Source organism: Sphingobium indicum BiD32 (assembly GCF_000382885.1).
In the GTDB taxonomy this organism is placed as follows: Bacteria; Pseudomonadota; Alphaproteobacteria; order Sphingomonadales; family Sphingomonadaceae; genus Sphingobium; species Sphingobium japonicum_C.
This window is the reverse complement of record NZ_CAVK010000259.1, coordinates 1-16,542: the sequence shown is the minus strand read 5'-3', so window position 1 is coordinate 16,542 and position 16,542 is coordinate 1. Positions and strand designations below refer to the sequence as shown.

The following is a 16,542-nucleotide window of genomic DNA, read 5'->3' as shown; positions in this document are numbered from 1 at the left end:
GCCGCCGATGGCGCTGCTGGGCGGGGTGCTGATCGTCGCGGCGGTGATTGTGAGCGAGTTGCGGCTGGGTAAAAAGACGGGTTAAGCTACCCCCGCCTGAACACCGGGGCACGCTTCTCGAAAAAGGCGGTGAAGGCTTCCTGCGCTTCAGGCGAAGCGAGGGTCTGCTGGAACAGCCGTGCCTCCTCCTCGATCCGGGCAGTGAGCGCTGCGGGATCACCCTTCATCAGGCGACGGGTGGCAGCCAGCGCCTGGGGCGGTTTGGCCATCAGCGCGGCCGCCTTTGCGCGGGCGTGGGCGAGCAGGCTGGAACCGGCTTCGGGTACGATGCCCAGATTGACGAAGGGCATGATGAAGCGCGCGTCGGGTGCGGCATAGACCAGGTCGCAGTGAAAGAGCATGGTCGTGCCGACGCCCACCGCCAGCCCCTGCACGGCAGCGACCAGCGGCTTGTCGAAGGCGGCGATGGCGCGGATGAAGGCGAAGGCGGCAGCCCCCCCTTCCGGCCCGGCCATGAAGTCCCTAAGGTCATTGCCCGCGCAAAAGGCGTCGCCCCGCCCCGCGAACAGGACGACACCAATGTCGGCGCGGGCGGAGGCATCGGCCAGCGCGGCGGTCATCGCGCGATACATGGCGGCGGTCAGCGCATTTTTCTTGTCAGGCCGGTCGATATGGATTTCCAGCACGCCGCCCTGCTCGATCACCGCAATAGACTCGCTCACCATCCGCTCCTTGACTGCTTGTGCGAATCTGTTGGCTCAACGATGGGGCGGCGTCTATCCCCCTTTTTGCGCCCTTCCCCACCCAGGTTAGCTGATGACCCGCCTTCGCGAACTGATCGATCCCTTCCTGTTGCTGCTGATTGCCACGGTTGCGCTAGCGTCATTGCTGCCAGCGCGGGGCGATGGAGCGCGGGTTGCGGGCGCTGTGGCGGATGCTGGCATTGTGCTGCTGTTTTTTCTGCATGGCGCGAAATTGTCGCGCGCGGCGATATGGGACGGGGCAAAGGCGTGGCGGCTGCATCTGGCGGTGCTGGCGACGACCTTTGCCGTCTTTCCGCTGCTGGGCCTGGTAAGCCAGCAGATCAGCGCGGTGCCCGACGGGATGCGGGCGGGGTTGCTGTTCCTGACTTTGCTGCCATCGACGGTGCAATCGTCGATCGCCTTTACCGCGATTGCGCGGGGGAATGTCGCCGCCGCAGTGGTCAGCGCGTCCTTCTCCAATCTGCTGGGTATCGTCCTGACGCCCCTGCTCGTCGCTCTGCTGATGCAGCGGACGGGCAGCGGTGGCCTGATCTCGCTGGCCTCGATCGAGGGGATTGTGCTGCAATTGTTGTTGCCCTTCCTGATCGGCCATCTGGCGCGGCCATGGATCGGCGGCTTTGTCGCGCGGCACAAGGCGATGATCGGGCGGGTCGATCGCGGATCGATATTACTGGTGGTCTATGCCGCGTTCAGCGCGGCGGTGGTCGAGGGGTTGTGGCAGAGCGTGTCGGCGGGCGAGATGACGGTGCTTGCCGGTATCTGCTTCGTCCTGCTGGCGGTTGTGCTGTTCTTCACCTGGGGGCTGGGGCGGATGATGGGCCTGTCGCGGGCCGAGCGGATCGTACTGGTCTTTTGTGGGTCGAAGAAGAGCCTGGCGACCGGGGTGCCGATGGCGGGGCTGCTGTTCCCGGCCAGCGCGGTCGGGGCGATCCTGTTGCCGGTGATGCTGTTCCACCAGATCCAGTTGATGGCCTGCGCGGTACTGGCGCGGCGATACGGGGCGCAGGCGGAAAGCGACAGTGAGCCGCACATATAGCTGGTATTTTCAGTGATTTTATTATACGTTCGTAAAATTGATCGACGGCGTCGGGGGATGCGCGGGGATGGTGGAGCAGGCGATGGAGGGGGCAGACCCGGATGCGGGCTGGAGCCTGCCAGCCTGGACCTATAGCGACCCGGAATTTTTCGCAGCCGAAGTCGAACGCATTTTTCGCCCCAGTTGGCAGATCGTCTGCCATGCAAGCGACATTCCCAACCCCGGCGATTTTCACACGCTGGACTATATCGGCGAAAGCGTCGTCGTCATCCGCGGCGAGGATGGGGCGGTGCGGGCCTTCACCAATGTGTGCCGCCATCGCGGGGCGCGGATTCTGGACAGCGCTTCGGGTTGCGCCAAGAAGCTGGTCTGTCCCTATCATGGCTGGACCTATGAGAGCGACGGGCGGCTGACGGGCGTGCCGATGAAGGCGGGCTATGCCATGGACATGGCCGACCATGGCCTGACGCCGGTGCAGGTTGAGGATTTTCACGGCTTTCTGTTCGTTCGGCTGGCCGATGATGGCGGGCCGACGGTGGCACAGATGATGGCACCCTATCTGGCGGAGATCACCCCCTATCGCTTCGCCGATCTGCGCGCACTGGGGCGGGTGACGTTGCGGCCACGCGCGGTCAACTGGAAGAATATCGGCGACAATTATTCCGACGGGCTGCACATCAGTGTCGCGCACCCCGGTCTCAAACGGTTGATGGGGGATGGCTATGGCGTGGAGGCCAGCAAGCATGTCGACAAGATGTGGGGGCCGATCGTCGAGCGGCCATCGGCCAACTGGTCCGAGCGCGCCTATCAGCATTTCCTGCCCCATGTACCGCACCTGCCGCCGGAGCGGCAGCGGCTGTGGACCTATTTCAAGCTGTGGCCGAACTTTGCCTTCGACATCTATCCCGATCAGGTCGATTTCATGGCCTGGCTGCCGATATCGCCGACCCAGACGCTGATCCGCGAGATCAGCTATGTGGTGCCGGACGACCGGCGAGAGATGAAAGCGGCGCGCTACCTGAACTGGCGGATCAATCGGCAGGTCAATGTCGAGGATACGGCGCTGGTCGCGCGGGTGCAGGCGGGAATGGCATCTGACAGCTTCGCCGTCGGGCCGCTGCACGAGGACGAAGTGGCCCTGCGCCATTTTTGCGGTCGGATGCGGGGGGTTATTCCGCAGGCGCGGCTGCATCACGCGCCGGGGGCGGGGTGGAGTAATAGCGCATGACCAAAAGCTACGACGCCGTCATCATCGGCGGGGGGCATAATGGGCTGGTCTGCGCCTTCTATCTGGCGCGGGCGGGCTATAAGGTCCGCATCCTGGAGCGGCGCAATGTCGTGGGCGGGGCGGCGGTAACGGAGGAATTTCACCCCGGTTTCCGCAACTCGACCGCCAGCTACACGGTCAGCCTACTCAATCCCAAGGTCATCGCCGACATGAAGCTGGAGACCCAAGGCTACCGCGTCATCGAGCGACCGATCAGCAATTTTCTGCCCCAGCCCGATGGCGGTTATCTGAAACTGGGCGGCGGGCTGGAGCGGACGCAGGCGGAGTTTGCACGGTTCAGCGCGAAGGATGCCGCCGCCCTGCCCGCTTATTATGAGGCGCTGGAGGTGGTGGCCGACATAGTGCGCGACATGACGTTGAAGGCTCCGCCCAATGTCGGCGACGGGCTGTCGATGATCGTCGATGCACTCAAGCAAGGGCGGCGGATTGCGGGGCTGACGATCGAGCAGCAACGCGATGCGCTCGACCTGTTCACCAAATCGGCGCGCGGCTTCCTCGATAGCTGGTTCGAGAGTGACGCGGTGAAAGCCGCGTTCGGCTTTGACGCGGTGGTCGGTAATTATGCATCGCCCGACACGCCGGGCAGCGCCTATGTGCTGCTGCACCATGTCTTTGGCGAGGTGAATGGCAAGAAGGGCGCGTGGGGCCATAGCGTCGGCGGCATGGGGGCGATCACCCAGATCATGGCGCGGGTCGTAACTGCCATGGGCGTCGAGATCAGCCTGGAAGCGCCGGTGGAGCGCGTGCTGGTGGACGGCGCGCGCGCGGTCGGCGTGCGGCTGGAGAGCGGCGAGGAGGTGATGGGCAAGGCGGTGATCGCCAATGTCGGGCCGAAACTGCTCTATGAGCGGATGATGGACCCGGCCGACCTGCCCGCCGATTTCGTCAAGCGGATCAGGGCGTTCAAGACCGGTTCGGGGACGTTCCGCATGAATGTGGCGTTGAGCGCCCTGCCCGATTTCACCTGTTTGCCGGGCGTTGGCGAGCATCACCAGTCGGGCATCATATTGGCACCCACGCTGGACTATATGGACCGGGCCTATATGGACGCCAAACGCGATGGCTGGTCGAAAGCGCCGATCGTCGAGATGCTGATCCCGTCCATAATCGACGCTTCGCTGGCACCGGAGGGGTGCCATGTCGCCAGCCTCTTCTGCCAGCAATTCGCGCCGGAACTGCCCGATGGACGGTCGTGGGACGATGAGCGGGAGGCGGCGGCGGATTGCATCATCGCGACGGTGGAGGCGGCCGCGCCGGGCTTTGCCGGGAGCGTGATCGCGCGACAGATCCACTCGCCGCTCGACCTGGAGCGCAAATTCGGCCTGATCGGCGGCGACATCATGCACGGCAATATGACGCTGGACCAGTTGTGGGCCGCGCGCCCGGTGCTGGGTCATGGTGCGTATCGCGGGCCGGTGAAGGGGCTGTATATGTGCGGCGCGGGCACGCATCCGGGCGGCGGCGTGACCGGCGCGCCGGGGCATAATGCGGCGCGGGAAGTGTTGCGGGACGGGGCGGTGTTTGGAAGGTTGTGGCGGCGGGGGTAGGCTGACTTGTCAGCCGTTCAATTCTGCGCATAGCTTTTTCAGAATTTCGTCACCGTCGGATGAACTGGAAATCAGGCACGGATCATCCCATTCATTTTGAAAAGTGAATGAACAGCCGCCGAAGGCATACACGGCTAAAGCGGGGTATCGGCGCACCGATGGGACGCCATAATGCTTGCTGATGGCAGCGGTGACATTAGGGAGATCGATGATGTCGAACTCCAACGACAAATGCCCGTCAGTGAGTGTCAGAATCGTAATTGCCATATGCTGTCTCGGTTTTGGATTAAGGACAAGCTTCGACAGGCTCAGCCCGAAGGGGGGAGAGGGAAGCCCTCCTCCGTTCGCCCTGAGCCTGTCGAAGGGTCGTCCTTTCTGTTTCGCGCCAATGCACTGATGTTCTCCCAGTCTCCACGGATCAGCGCCATTTTCTTGGCCCTGCTCCAGCCTTTCAGGCGGCGCTCCATTTCGAGTGCCTCGATGCGTTGGGTGAAGCATTCGCACCAAACCAGCTTCACCGGCAATTTGTCACTGATGAAACCGGCTATGATCCCCTGTTCATGCTGACCGATGCGCTGTTCCAGATTATCGGTATGGCCGACATAAAAGGAACCGCCTGCGCAATGCAGCATGTAGGTCCAGAAGGGCATTGGAGCAGAAGAACAGAAGAACGACCCGTCGACAAGCTCAGGGCGAACGGATGTTGGGCTTGCACTCCCGCATCTCCGCCTTGCCCTCGCCCCTCCCCTCGCCTAAAGCGCATCCCATGCCCGAAACGACCGCCGCGCCCGCTTCGTCCGACCTGACTGGTCGGGCGCTGTTTCCGCACAGGCATTTGCTGTCCATTGCGGACCTGATGCCCTGGGAAATCCGTTTTCTGCTGGATGAGGCGGAGCATTGGGCGCGGGCGAACCGCAGCGGGGCGCGCAAGCATGACGACCGGCTGGCGGGGATGACCCAGATCAACGCATTCTTCGAGAATAGCACGCGGACTTTGTTGTCGTTCGAGATTGCCGGAAAGCGGCTGGGCGCGGACGTCGTCAATATGCATGCGGGCCAGTCGAGCGTGAAGAAGGGCGAGACGCTGATCGACACGGCGATGACGCTCAATGCCATGGCCGCCGATGTCATCGTTATCCGTCATGCCAGTTCGGGCGCGGTCGCGCTGATCGCGGACAAGGTGGACTGTCCGGTGCTGAATGCAGGCGATGGCTGGCATCAGCATCCGACCCAGGCGCTGCTGGACGCGCTGACCATCCGGCGGCGCAAGGGCAGTTTCGAGGGGCTGATCGTCGCGATTTGCGGCGATGTGCTGCACAGCCGGGTCGCGCGCTCCAACATGCTGTGCCTCGCTGCCCTTGGCGCACAAGTGCGCGCGGTGGCACCGCCGACGCTGATGCCGCCGGAGGTGGAGATGCTGGGCGCGACGCCCTTTACCAGCATGGCGCAGGGGCTGGACGGCGCGGACGTGGTGATGATGCTGCGGCTCCAGAATGAGCGGATGGACGGCGCGTTCATCCCGTCGGCGCGCGAATATCATATGCTTTACGGTCTGACGCCCGAACGGCTGGCGCTGGCCAAGCCCGATGCGCTGGTGATGCATCCGGGACCGATGAACCGGGGGGTGGAGATTTCGAGCGTGGTGGCGGACCATCCCACGCGATCGGCAATCACCGAGCAGGTCGAGATGGGCGTGGCGATCCGCATGGCGTGCCTGGACGTGCTGACGCGCGGGGCACGGGGTGTGGAGGGGTGGGCGTGATGGCTGTCCCAACCCCGTTCGGGCTGAGCTTGTCGAAGCCTTGTTCTTCTTTTGCGCCACCCGACAAGAAAATACTGCCCTTCGACAGGCTCAGGGCGAACGGAATTGAGGTAGTTCCATGACCACCCTCGCCATCATCAACGGCCGCCTGGCCGATCCGGCAGGAGATGCGCTGGTCTCCGGCTCCATCCTGATCGAGGGCGACCGGATCGTCGCGGCCGGAGATATTGCCGTGCCTGCCGACGCGGAGACGATCGACGCGCGGGGACTGGTGGTCGCGCCGGGTCTCATTGATCTGGGCGTATTCGCCACCGACAAGCCGGCCTTTCATTTCGGCGGGATCACCCGCGCGGCGCTGATGCCCGACCAGTCGTCGCTGCTGGACGATGCGGGGTTGATCCGGCAGGCGACGCGGGCGGGGAAGCCCGATTTCTGGGTCCACCCGATCGCGGCGGCGACACGCGGCCTCAAGGGCACGGAACTGGCCGAAATCGGCATGATGCAGGCGGCGGGCGCGAAGGCGGTCGGCACCGGGCGGCAGTGGATCGCCGATTCGGGCGTGATGCTGCGGGTCTTGTCCTATGCGTCCGGGCTGGGGCTGACGGTGATCGCCCATGCCGAGGATGGCGGGCTGGCGGGCAAGGCGGTGGCGACAAGCGGCGAGACGGCGACCCGGCTGGGCCTGCCCCATGCGCCCGCCTGCGCCGAAGCGATGGCGATCGCGCGCGACATCATGCTGGCGCGGCAGGCGGGCGCGGCGATTCATTTCCGACTGGTGACGACCAAGGCAGGCTTCGACCTCATTCGCGCGGCGAAGGCCGAAGGGTTGCGCGTCAGTTGCGGCATCAGCCCGGCCTATCTGTTCCTGGCCGACAATGCGGTGACCGACTTTCGCACCTTTGCGCGTCTGTCGCCCCCGCTCCGGTCGGAGGATGACCGCAAGGCGAGCATCGCGGCGGTCGCGGACGGGACGGTCGATGTCATCACATCCAGCCATGATCCGCGCGGGGCCGAGGACAAGCGCCTGCCCTTCGCGGATGCTTCGCCCGGCATGGCGGGGGCGGAGACGCTGCTGGCGCTGTCGCTCAATCTGGTGCGGGACGGGCAGGTGTCGCTCAACCGGCTGATGACCTTGCTGAGCGCCAATCCGGCGCGGATATTGGGCGTCAATGCGGGCAGCTTTGCGCCCGGCGGCGCGGCGGACCTGATCTTCGTCGATCCCGATGCTCCGTGGATCGTCGACAGCGCAAAGATGGCGGCGGCGGCGGGCAATACCCCGTTCGACCGCGTGCCGGTACAGGGCCGCGCCCGACGGATCATGAAGGGCGGTGTGTTTTTGTAAAGGCACCCCTCCCCGTTAGTTTACGGGAACCGCCCTCCCCCTTCATGCGCTTGCCCCATAGCTAACAGGGGACGCCGATGAACCAGCCAGTTGCGCAGCAGGTGCATGTCGATGCGCCGTGGAAGATACCGCCGCGGGCCTGGTGGGAGATTTTGAAGCGGGTTTATGGCGCGCTGTCGGCCAATCATGTCGGCTTGCTGGCGGCGGGCGTCGCCTATTACGCCTTTCTGTCGATTGCGCCGATGATGGCGGCGATCGTGCTGACCTATGGCCTGTTTGGCGATCCGGCGATGGTCGGACGGCATATGCAGGCGATCATCGCGGTGGTGCCGACCGATGCGGCAGAACTCATCAACGACCAATTGCTGGGGGTCGTCAGCACCGCCAAGCCCGCGATCGGCTTTGGCCTGGCCGCCGCGCTCGCCATTGCGGTCTATGGCGCGACACGGGCTGCCTCGGCGATCATGGAGGCGCTCAATATCGTCTATGGGCAGAAGGAACGGCGCAGCATCTTCGCCTTTTATCGCGTGTCGATGGGCATCACCTTTTCCGCCGTGCTGGTGGTGGTGGCAGGCGTATTTACCGCGACGGTGATCGGCCTCATTCAGAAATTCCTGACCGGATGGGGACCGGGCGTGCTGTTCGCGATCAAGGCGGCGACCTGGATTTGCGCCGGGCTGCTGGCCAGTGTGATCTTCGGCCTCATCTATCGCTTTGGTCCCAACCGGCGGCAGGCGCAGTGGCAATGGCTGACGGTCGGGTCGGTCACGGCCACGCTTTTCTGGCTGATCGTGACGCTAGGCGTGTCCTTCTATGTCGCGACATTTGGCAATTACAACGAGACTTACGGGTCGCTGGGCGCGGTCGTGGTCCTGCAATTGTGGCTCTTCGTGTCGGCCTATGTCGTGCTGCTGGGCGCGCAGATCAATGCGGAGGCGGAGCGGCAGACCAGTGCCGAAACGACCATCGCACAGCCCCAAGAAAAAGCTGCATAATCGCGCTTGCCCTGCCCGGCAGGCCACGCTAAAGCGCCCTCCTTCGCTGGCACAGGAGTGTAGCTCAGTTGGTAGAGCGTCGGTCTCCAAAACCGAATGCCGTGGGTTCGAGTCCCTCCACTCCTGCCAAGCGTTCCAGCAGCATCCTTGTTTTCCATGAGGTTTGCCGCTAGACGCGCCGTCGAAATTGTGTCGCGAAGCCATGCGGCCGCATCCCCCGGACGCCCACAAGGGCGGGACGGGAGGGCGGACTATTGCTTCGCGATTTGGTGTTTGTGCAAAGGTTTTGAGGCAGGCGATGGCGAAGGTTTCCCCCGGCGAATTCGTCAATCAGGTGAAAACCGAAGCGTCGAAGATCGTGTGGCCCACGGGTCGCGAAACGATCATGACCGGCGTGATGGTCGTCATCATGACGACGCTGCTGGGCCTCTTTTTCTTTGGCATCGACACTTTCTTCGGCGCGATCGTCCAGTGGTTGCTGGGCCTCGCGGCGGGTCAGGCGTAAGCATGGCCGCGTTGGTTTTTGGGAGTTTGAAACGGTAACATGGCGCGCTGGTACATCATCCACGCCTATTCGGGCTTCGAGAACAAGGTCAAGGAATCGATCCTGTCCGAAGCGGAGCGCATGGGCCTGACGCAGCTGGTCGAGCAGGTCGAAGTGCCTGTCGAAACCGTGACCGAGGTGAAGCGCGGCAAGAAGGTGCAGGTCGAGCGCAAGTTCATGCCCGGCTATGTCCTGGCCAAGCTGGCCATGAACGACGACATCTATCACCTGATCAAGAACACGCCCAAAGTGACGGGGTTCCTGGGGTCGATGGGCAAGCCGCAGCCGATCAGCGAATCGGAAGCCGCGCGTTATTTCGGCGCCCGCAAGGAGGCCGAAGCCGCCCCCAAGCACAAGGTCAGCGTCGATTACGAAATCGGCGATGCGGTCAAGGTTCTGGACGGTCCCTTCGCCAGCTTCAACGGCACGGTCGAGGAACTGGATTTCGAGAAGAACCGGGTCAAGGTGTCGGTGTCGATCTTCGGTCGCGCAACGCCTGTGGAACTGGATTTCGAGCAGGTAGAGCTGTCGAAGTAAGATTACGTGCCGTCATCGTCATCCCGGACTTGATCCGGGATCCATTCAGGGCAACGTCGCATGGATATGCAGACCGAGCGAGAATGGATCCCGACTTTCGTCGGGATGACGGATTAGAATGACGGGCAAAAAGGAATTTCCGGGTGACCGGGAATAAGCGCGGGAGAAGGCTTTGGCCTTCGTTTGCACCGCTAAACTTGAACCGGGCGCGCTTTCGGGCACGCCCAGCAACAGAGTGAGTCATCATGGCCAAGAAAATTACGGGCTATATCAAGCTCCAGGTGCCCGCTGGAGATGCCAAGCCTGCCCCGCCGATCGGCCCAGCACTGGGTCAGCGCGGCGTGAACATCATGGAATTCTGTAAGGCGTTCAACGCGCAGACGGCCAATGTCGAAAAGGGCACGCCCCTGCCGACGATCATCACCGTCTATGCGGATCGCAGCTTCACCTTCACGATGAAGCAGCCGCCTGCCACCTTCCTGATCAAGAAGGCGATCAACCTGAAGTCGGGTTCCAAGGAACCGGGCAAGATCGTCGCTGGCAAGATCACCCGCGCCCAGCTGACCGAAATCGCGCAGGCCAAGATGGTTGACCTGAACGCGAACGACATCGACGCTGCAACGAAGATCATCGAAGGCTCCGCTCGCGCGATGGGCCTCGACGTGGTGGAGGGCTAAGACCATGGCAAAGCAGACCAAAAAGGCGAAAGTCCTGGCCGCCGCGATCAACAAGGACAAGCTGCACGGCGTTGACGAAGCGCTGGGCCTGATCAAGACCCACGCGACCGCCAAGTTCGACGAAAGCGTCGAAATCGCGATCAACCTGGGCGTCGATCCCCGTCACGCCGACCAGATGGTCCGTGGCGTCGTCACCCTGCCCGCAGGCACCGGCAAGGACGTTCGCGTCGCCGTGTTCGCCCGCAACGACAAGGCGCAGCAGGCGCTCGACGCCGGTGCCGACATTGTGGGTGCAGAGGATCTGCTGGAATCGATCCAGGCCGGTAACATCGATTTCCAGCGCGTCATCGCGACGCCGGACATGATGGGCCTGGTCGGTCGTCTGGGTAAGGTTCTGGGCCCCAAGGGTCTGATGCCGAACCCCAAGCTGGGCACCGTGACCCCGAACGTCGCCGAAGCCGTGAAGGCCGCCAAGGGTGGCCAGATCGAATTCCGCGTCGAAAAGGCGGGAATCATCCATGCAGGCCTGGGCAAGTCGAGCTTCACCGCCGAAGATCTGCGTCGCAATTTCGACGCCTTCGTCGATGCGATCGTCAAGGCCAAGCCGACCGGCTCCAAGGGCAAATATGTGCGCAAGATCGCCCTGTCCTCTTCGATGGGTCCGGGCGTGAAGGTCGATGTGGCGGAAGTCGCCGCGATCTGATTTTTGCGCTATAGACAATCAGGCAAGCCTCCTTCCTCGCGAAATGGGGAAGGGGGCTTTCCTGTTTTGAGGAACGGCAAACAAGTCGTTCCTCTCAATCGTTCGGGCTGAGCCTGTCGAAGCCCTGTCCTTCTTTTCAAGAAGTGCGGCCCTTCGACAAGCTCAGGGCGAACGGAGGTTGGTTTCCAACCTGGAACCAGAGCGTGCGACCTTGCGCTCCGGGCGTCCGATTGATCGGGCGGAAGGAACAGGTCTTTTGTATCCGTCGGCATATGGCGGGTCGCTATTATCCGATGGAATACAACAACATGGCATTTAAAAATCTCCCCCCCATCCTGGCGCAGGCGCTGACGACGAAAGGCTATGAAAGCCTGACCGAAGTGCAGGCGTCGGTCGTCGAACCTGAAGCGATTGGCCGCGACATGATCGTGTCGGCCAAGACCGGATCGGGCAAGACCGTCGCCTTTGGCCTCGCTATGGCTGGCGAATTGCTGAACGAGGAAGGCCGCCTGCCGCCTCCTGCGTGGCCATTGGCGCTGGTGATCGCGCCGACGCGCGAACTGGCGTTGCAGGTCAGCCGTGAGCTGGAATGGCTCTATGCCGGCGCACGCGCGCGCATCGCCACCTGCGTGGGCGGCATGGACGCGGCGCGTGAGCGCAAGGCATTGGCGCAGGGCGCGCATATCGTCGTCGGCACGCCAGGCCGTCTGCGCGACCATCTGGAACGCGGCGCGCTCGACCTGTCGGCGCTCAAGACCGCCGTGCTGGACGAAGCCGACGAGATGCTCGACATGGGCTTTCGCGAAGATCTGGAAGGCATCCTTGATGCCACCCCCGATGGCCGCCGCACGCTGCTATTCTCGGCAACCATGCCCAAGCCGATCGTCGCACTGGCCCGCCGTTATCAGAAGGACGCATTCCAGATTCAGTCCGCGGGCAATGATCGCGGCCATGGCGACATCAGCTATCAGGCGATGACCGTCGCACCCGCCGACATTGAAAATGCCGTGGTCAACCTGCTGCGCTTCCATGAGGCGGAGACAGCGATCCTCTTCTGCGCCACGCGCGACAATGTCCGCCATCTGCACGCCAGCCTGACCGAGCGGGGCTTTGCCGCCGTCGCCCTGTCTGGCGAACATAGCCAGAATGAACGCAATCATGCGTTGCAGGCTCTAAGGGATCGCCGCGCCCGCGTCTGCGTCGCCACTGACGTCGCCGCACGCGGCATTGACCTGCCCACGCTGACCTTGGTGGTCCATGTCGAAATCCCGCGCGACGCCGAAACCATGCAGCATCGCTCCGGTCGTACCGGCCGTGCGGGCAAGAAGGGCACCGCCGTCCTGATCGTTCCCTATCCCCGCCGTCGCCGGGTGGAAGGGATGCTGAAGGGCGCGAAGATTCCGGTCGAATGGACGTCCGCCCCCACCAAGGAAGCGATCGCCGCGCAGGATGCCGAGCGACTGCGCGCGCGCCTGCTGGAGCCGATGGAGCTGGAAGAGTCCGACTGGGCGCTGGGCGGCGAATTGCTGGAGGCCAAGAGCGCCAAGGAAATCGCCGCGATGCTGGTGCGGAGCGCCCGCGCCGCGCTGCCTGCGCCCGAAGAGCTGCTGGACGGCAGCGACAGCCCTGCCCGCCGCGAAGGACCGCGCCCCGGTTTCGAGGATACCCAGTGGTTCCGCATGAATATCGGCCGCAACCAGAATGCCGATCCGCGCTGGATCCTGCCGTTGATCTGCCGTCGCGGCCATGTGTCGCGCGGGGACATTGGCGCGATCCGCATCACCACCAACGACACGATGTTTGAAATCCCCAAGGCGATCGCGTCCAAATTCCTGGCCGCCGTCCGCCGCACCGGCGAAGCGGGTGACGAGGGCGCAGACGTGCTGTTCGATCCGGTCGATGGCGCCCCGCGTGAGGAAGCCCGTGAAAAGCGCAAGCAGTTGCGCCCGGCCAATGGCGATCGTCCCAACCGCAGCGGCCCGCCCCGTGGCGGTCCGGGCAATTTTTCGCGTGGCGGCGCAGCCCCGCACAGCCCGCGTCCGTTCAAGGGTGCTGGCGCCGGTGGTCCCCGCAAGGGTCCGCCGCGCAGCCGGGGCTGACGTGTCATTCCTCCTGCAAGGTGGCATCGCGTAGCGATGACGGAGGGGTGTCGCCCTATCGATAGGGTAACACCCCTCCGTCTGGCCTTTGGCCCGACACGTCCCCTTGCAGGGGAGGAATTTTGTTTTACCCTACCCCGCACAGGCTGAGCATCCGCCTGGCCAGTTCACGTTCGCCCATCACGACATGGGGGACGCCCAATTTCTCCAGATAGTCGACCTCGGCATCTGAATGCGCGCGGGCGATGACGGCAAGCTGCGGATTCAGGCGGAACGCATGTTCGTGGATCGCGCCGCCCTCAAAGCCTTCGGGCACCGCGATCAGCAGATGGCGCGCTTCCTTGACCCCGGCGGCGATCAGGTGGCGATCCTCCAGCGCATTGCCACGCACCACGGATAGTCCGGCGGCTTGCGCCTCCTCGGCCTTCTCCCCATCGCCCTCGATCACCACGAAGGGGACCGCACGCTGGGTCAGGCGGGTGGCGATCAGCTTGCCGACGCGGCCATAGCCGACCAGCACGACATGGCCCATCGGCGGCAGGGCGGCGGCGACGCGGGCGGCTTCGGCGTCGACCTCCTCCTGCTTGCGGCCGCGCACGGCCAGCGAGAAGAGGATGGGGTTAAGGAAGATCGAGACGATCGCGCCTGCCAGTATCAGGTCGCGCGCGTCCGCCGGGAGGACGCCCAGCCCTGTCCCCAGCGTGGCGAGGATGAAGGAAAATTCGCCGATCTGCGCCAGGCTGACCGCGATGGTCATCGCCGTGTCGCCGGGCTTCCCGAACAGGCGGACAATGGCATAGGCGGCGATCGACTTGCCGATGATGATGATCGCCACGGTGGCGAGCAGCGGCAGCGGCTGCTGCACCAGTACTGCGGGATTGAACAGCATTCCCACCGACACGAAGAACAGCACCGCGAAGGCATCGCGCAGGGGGAGCGTTTCTTCGGTCGCGCGACGGCTCAAGGGAGTTTCACCCAGGATCATGCCCGCAAAGAACGCACCCAGCGCGAAGGACACGTCGAACGCATAGGCCGCGCCGAAAGCGACGCCCAGCGCGATGGCAAGAACGGCGAGGCGGAACAATTCGCGCGATCCGGTGTGGACGACCCAGTGCAGCGCCCAGGGGATGACCCGTCGCCCGACCACCAGCATCAGCGCGACAAAGCCCGCGACCTTGAGCAGTGTGCCGACCAGCGGCGCGATCAGTGCGCCCGCCCCAGCGCCGGAATCCGCGTCGTTGATGACGGCGGCGAGCGCGGGCAGCAGGACCAGCGCGAGGACCATCACCAGATCCTCGACAATCAGCCAGCCGACCGCGATTCGGCCCCGCCTGGTTTCGACAAGATCAGCGCCCTGCAACGCCCGCAACAGCACGACCGTACTGGCGACCGACAAAGCGAGGCCAAAGACGATACCCCCCATCAGCGGCCAGCCCATGAGGTGCGCGAGCCCCATGCCAAGGCCGGTGGCGACCGCGATCTGCACCAGCGCGCCGGGGATGGCGATATGCTTGACCGACAGCAGGTCTTTCATGGAAAAATGCAGCCCCACCCCGAACATCAGCAGGATGACGCCGATTTCGGCCAGTTCATTGGCCAGGCTGGCATCGGCGACGAAACCGGGGGTGAAGGGACCGATCATGATCCCGGCGACGAGATAGCCAACCAGTGGCGAGAGTTTGAGGCGATGCGCGATCGCCCCCATGAGGAAGGCGACGACAAGACCGGCAACGATCGTGCCGATCAGGGGCGTGTGATGGGGCATGAGCAAATCCTTGTTCCGAACGAAGGCCCGCTCACACGGGCCGGAGTCGATTCGTCAGGAACAGGCAGGGGGTGCGCGCGCGAGCCTGGAGCCGGAGCGAGCGCCAGATCGCACTATCGCCGCCAAGAGAGAAAATGCCGGGACGGCACATGGCCGCCAGAAGATCAGCAAAGAAGCCGCCACGACTGCCAGCAGCAGGTGGAAGGCAGAGGGACCATCGCCGTTCGGCTGCCCGGTCTGCACCGCTTGCGGTGCCAGCTGGGCGCGCGCCTTGATCACCACATCGCTCGTCGCGGGATTGAACGCCGACCCCGCAGCCCGGCTGAGCGGTGGACCAAGCGGCGCGAGCGCGGAGAGCAAGGTGATAGCAATCAGCGTCCACAGGGCGGCGATGACCGGCAGGCGTTGGCCTGCAAATCCTTCGCTGCCTGTTCCCATCCGCGTCATGCGTGTCACTATTCCTTTATCCGGCCCTTTATCCTGCTATAGATAGGGCAAGGCAGTTGGAAAACCACCCCCTGAACCGGCCCATCGTGGTTGACAGGTCCGAGTCATTCCACTACCGGGCCACATTCCCGCGCGGGTCGGCTAAGGCTTCATGTCTTTGGTGATTTGCGTAAAGCAGATTTGAACGAGAAGAGACAAGCCATGTTCGCTATCGTGCGCACAGGCGGCAAGCAATATCGCGTCGCCGCCGGAGACAAGATCGTCGTCGAGAAAATGGCCGGTGAGGCCGGTGACAAGATCACGCTGGACGACGTCCTGCTGGCCGGTGAAGGCGGCGACCTGAAGGATGTGGCCGGCCTGACCGTCGCAGCCGAGATCATCGCGCAGGCGAAAGGCGAGAAGGTCATCGTCTTCAAGAAGCGCCGCCGCCATAATTATCGCCGCAAGAACGGCCATCGCCAGCGTCACACGATCCTGCGGATCGTGTCGATCGGCGCGCAGGAGCAGAAGGCCAAGAAGGCCGCTGCCAAGACCGACGATGCGGCGCCTGCCGCTGCCGAAGCCTGAACGCTTCGCGACCAGAATTAGGAGTTTAGACAATGGCACATAAGAAAGCTGGCGGTTCGTCGCGCAACGGTCGTGATTCGGAATCGAAGCGCCTTGGCGTGAAGAAGTTCGGCGGTCAGGAAGTGATCGGCGGCAACATCATCATTCGCCAGCGCGGCACCCGCGTCTATCCCGGCCGTAACGTCGGCATGGGCAAGGACCACACGCTGTTCGCACTGGGCGAAGGCCGCGTGGTATTCCACAGCGGCAAGCTTGGCCGCAAATATGTGTCGGTCGACGCACAGGCGCTGGCCGCCGAATAACGGATGATCGATGACGGATCGTCCCTCCAATATGGGGCGATCCTCCCGACAGGGCCATTAGGCGTTGTCGGTATTCGAGGGAAAAAGGGGCGCTCCTTATGGAAGGAGCGCCCCTTTTTCGTTTGGCGATAATGATGTTTCCATAGGCATCCTCCCCTTGCAGGGGA

At 63.7% G+C, this 16,542-nt stretch carries 18 protein-coding genes and 1 tRNA gene; 14 read left to right on the top strand and 5 right to left on the bottom strand.

Going from position 1 to position 16,542, the window contains the following annotated elements:
- Nucleotides 1–86: 86 nt before the first annotated feature.
- Complete coding sequence (locus EBBID32_RS23020) at nt 87–722, bottom strand: enoyl-CoA hydratase-related protein (protein WP_037492539.1); 636 nt, start codon at nt 720–722, stop codon at nt 87–89.
- 94 nt (nt 723–816) lie between these two features.
- On the opposite strand from EBBID32_RS23020, the gene EBBID32_RS23015 reads away from it, so the two are divergent.
- The 3 genes from EBBID32_RS23015 to EBBID32_RS23005 all read left to right on the top strand — a co-directional run bounded on the left by EBBID32_RS23015 (nt 817) and on the right by EBBID32_RS23005 (nt 4,635).
- On the top strand, nt 817–1,800 hold the full coding sequence (locus tag EBBID32_RS23015; RefSeq protein WP_006968023.1) for a bile acid:sodium symporter family protein: 984 nt from the start codon (nt 817–819) through the stop codon (nt 1,798–1,800).
- Nucleotides 1,801–1,867: 67 nt separating this feature from the next.
- Nucleotides 1,868–3,028, top strand: coding sequence for an aromatic ring-hydroxylating oxygenase subunit alpha (locus EBBID32_RS23010; RefSeq protein ID WP_006968022.1), 1,161 nt, complete (start codon nt 1,868–1,870; stop codon nt 3,026–3,028).
- Complete coding sequence (locus EBBID32_RS23005) at nt 3,025–4,635, top strand: phytoene desaturase family protein (RefSeq protein WP_006968021.1); 1,611 nt, start codon at nt 3,025–3,027, stop codon at nt 4,633–4,635. The genes EBBID32_RS23010 and EBBID32_RS23005 overlap by 4 nt, the downstream gene beginning before the upstream one ends.
- Nucleotides 4,636–4,644: 9 nt before the next feature.
- On the opposite strand, the gene EBBID32_RS23000 is transcribed toward EBBID32_RS23005, so the two are convergent.
- Nucleotides 4,645–4,902: a hypothetical protein gene (locus EBBID32_RS23000; RefSeq protein ID WP_037492535.1), complete on the bottom strand. Its 258-nt coding sequence runs from the start codon at nt 4,900–4,902 to the stop codon at nt 4,645–4,647.
- A gap of 41 nt (nt 4,903–4,943) precedes the next feature.
- A complete protein-coding gene (locus EBBID32_RS22995) occupies nt 4,944–5,267 on the bottom strand; it encodes a GIY-YIG nuclease family protein (protein WP_006968014.1) in 324 nt (107 codons plus the stop codon).
- A gap of 134 nt (nt 5,268–5,401) precedes the next feature.
- Between EBBID32_RS22995 and EBBID32_RS22990 the strand changes: the two genes are divergently transcribed.
- From EBBID32_RS22990 to EBBID32_RS22950, 9 genes are all read left to right on the top strand, one after another.
- Entirely contained in the window at nt 5,402–6,397 is a 996-nt protein-coding gene (locus EBBID32_RS22990) for an aspartate carbamoyltransferase catalytic subunit (protein WP_006968012.1), read from the top strand.
- Nucleotides 6,398–6,515: 118 nt separating this feature from the next.
- Entirely contained in the window at nt 6,516–7,739 is a 1,224-nt protein-coding gene (locus EBBID32_RS22985) for a dihydroorotase (RefSeq protein ID WP_006968010.1), read from the top strand.
- A gap of 77 nt (nt 7,740–7,816) precedes the next feature.
- On the top strand, nt 7,817–8,734 hold the full coding sequence (locus EBBID32_RS22980) for a YihY/virulence factor BrkB family protein (protein ID WP_006968008.1): 918 nt from the start codon (nt 7,817–7,819) through the stop codon (nt 8,732–8,734).
- Nucleotides 8,735–8,787: 53 nt separating this feature from the next.
- Nucleotides 8,788–8,863, top strand: a tRNA-Trp gene (locus tag EBBID32_RS22975).
- A 169-nt stretch (nt 8,864–9,032) separates the two neighbouring features.
- A complete protein-coding gene (gene secE, locus EBBID32_RS22970; protein ID WP_006968006.1) occupies nt 9,033–9,239 on the top strand; it encodes a preprotein translocase subunit SecE in 207 nt (68 codons plus the stop codon).
- Between the two features lie 39 nt (nt 9,240–9,278).
- The gene (nusG, locus tag EBBID32_RS22965) at nt 9,279–9,815 is read left to right on the top strand and encodes a transcription termination/antitermination protein NusG (RefSeq protein WP_006968004.1); all 537 of its coding nucleotides are present in this window, start codon (nt 9,279–9,281) and stop codon (nt 9,813–9,815) included.
- 245 nt (nt 9,816–10,060) lie between these two features.
- The gene (gene rplK, locus EBBID32_RS22960; protein ID WP_006968003.1) at nt 10,061–10,492 is read left to right on the top strand and encodes a 50S ribosomal protein L11; all 432 of its coding nucleotides are present in this window, start codon (nt 10,061–10,063) and stop codon (nt 10,490–10,492) included.
- A 4-nt stretch (nt 10,493–10,496) separates the two neighbouring features.
- Nucleotides 10,497–11,195, top strand: a complete 699-nt coding sequence (rplA, locus tag EBBID32_RS22955; RefSeq protein WP_006968001.1) for a 50S ribosomal protein L1 — start codon at nt 10,497–10,499, stop codon at nt 11,193–11,195.
- A gap of 308 nt (nt 11,196–11,503) precedes the next feature.
- The gene (locus EBBID32_RS22950; protein ID WP_037492537.1) at nt 11,504–13,294 is read left to right on the top strand and encodes a DEAD/DEAH box helicase; all 1,791 of its coding nucleotides are present in this window, start codon (nt 11,504–11,506) and stop codon (nt 13,292–13,294) included.
- Nucleotides 13,295–13,421: 127 nt separating this feature from the next.
- Here EBBID32_RS22950 and ybaL read toward each other — a convergent pair whose 3' ends face one another.
- Both ybaL and EBBID32_RS22940 read right to left on the bottom strand, forming a co-directional pair.
- Nucleotides 13,422–15,059: a YbaL family putative K(+) efflux transporter gene (gene ybaL / locus EBBID32_RS22945; RefSeq protein WP_006967995.1), complete on the bottom strand. Its 1,638-nt coding sequence runs from the start codon at nt 15,057–15,059 to the stop codon at nt 13,422–13,424.
- Between the two features lie 54 nt (nt 15,060–15,113).
- On the bottom strand, nt 15,114–15,506 hold the full coding sequence (locus EBBID32_RS22940; protein WP_006967994.1) for a hypothetical protein: 393 nt from the start codon (nt 15,504–15,506) through the stop codon (nt 15,114–15,116).
- Between the two features lie 201 nt (nt 15,507–15,707).
- Here EBBID32_RS22940 and rplU point away from each other — a divergent pair, with 201 nt between their 5' ends.
- Nucleotides 15,708–16,073 (top strand): 50S ribosomal protein L21, encoded by a 366-nt coding sequence (rplU, locus tag EBBID32_RS22935; protein WP_006967990.1) that lies wholly within the window; start codon nt 15,708–15,710, stop codon nt 16,071–16,073.
- A 32-nt stretch (nt 16,074–16,105) separates the two neighbouring features.
- Nucleotides 16,106–16,375, top strand: coding sequence for a 50S ribosomal protein L27 (rpmA, locus tag EBBID32_RS22930; protein WP_006967987.1), 270 nt, complete (start codon nt 16,106–16,108; stop codon nt 16,373–16,375).
- Nucleotides 16,376–16,542: the final 167 nt, after the last annotated feature.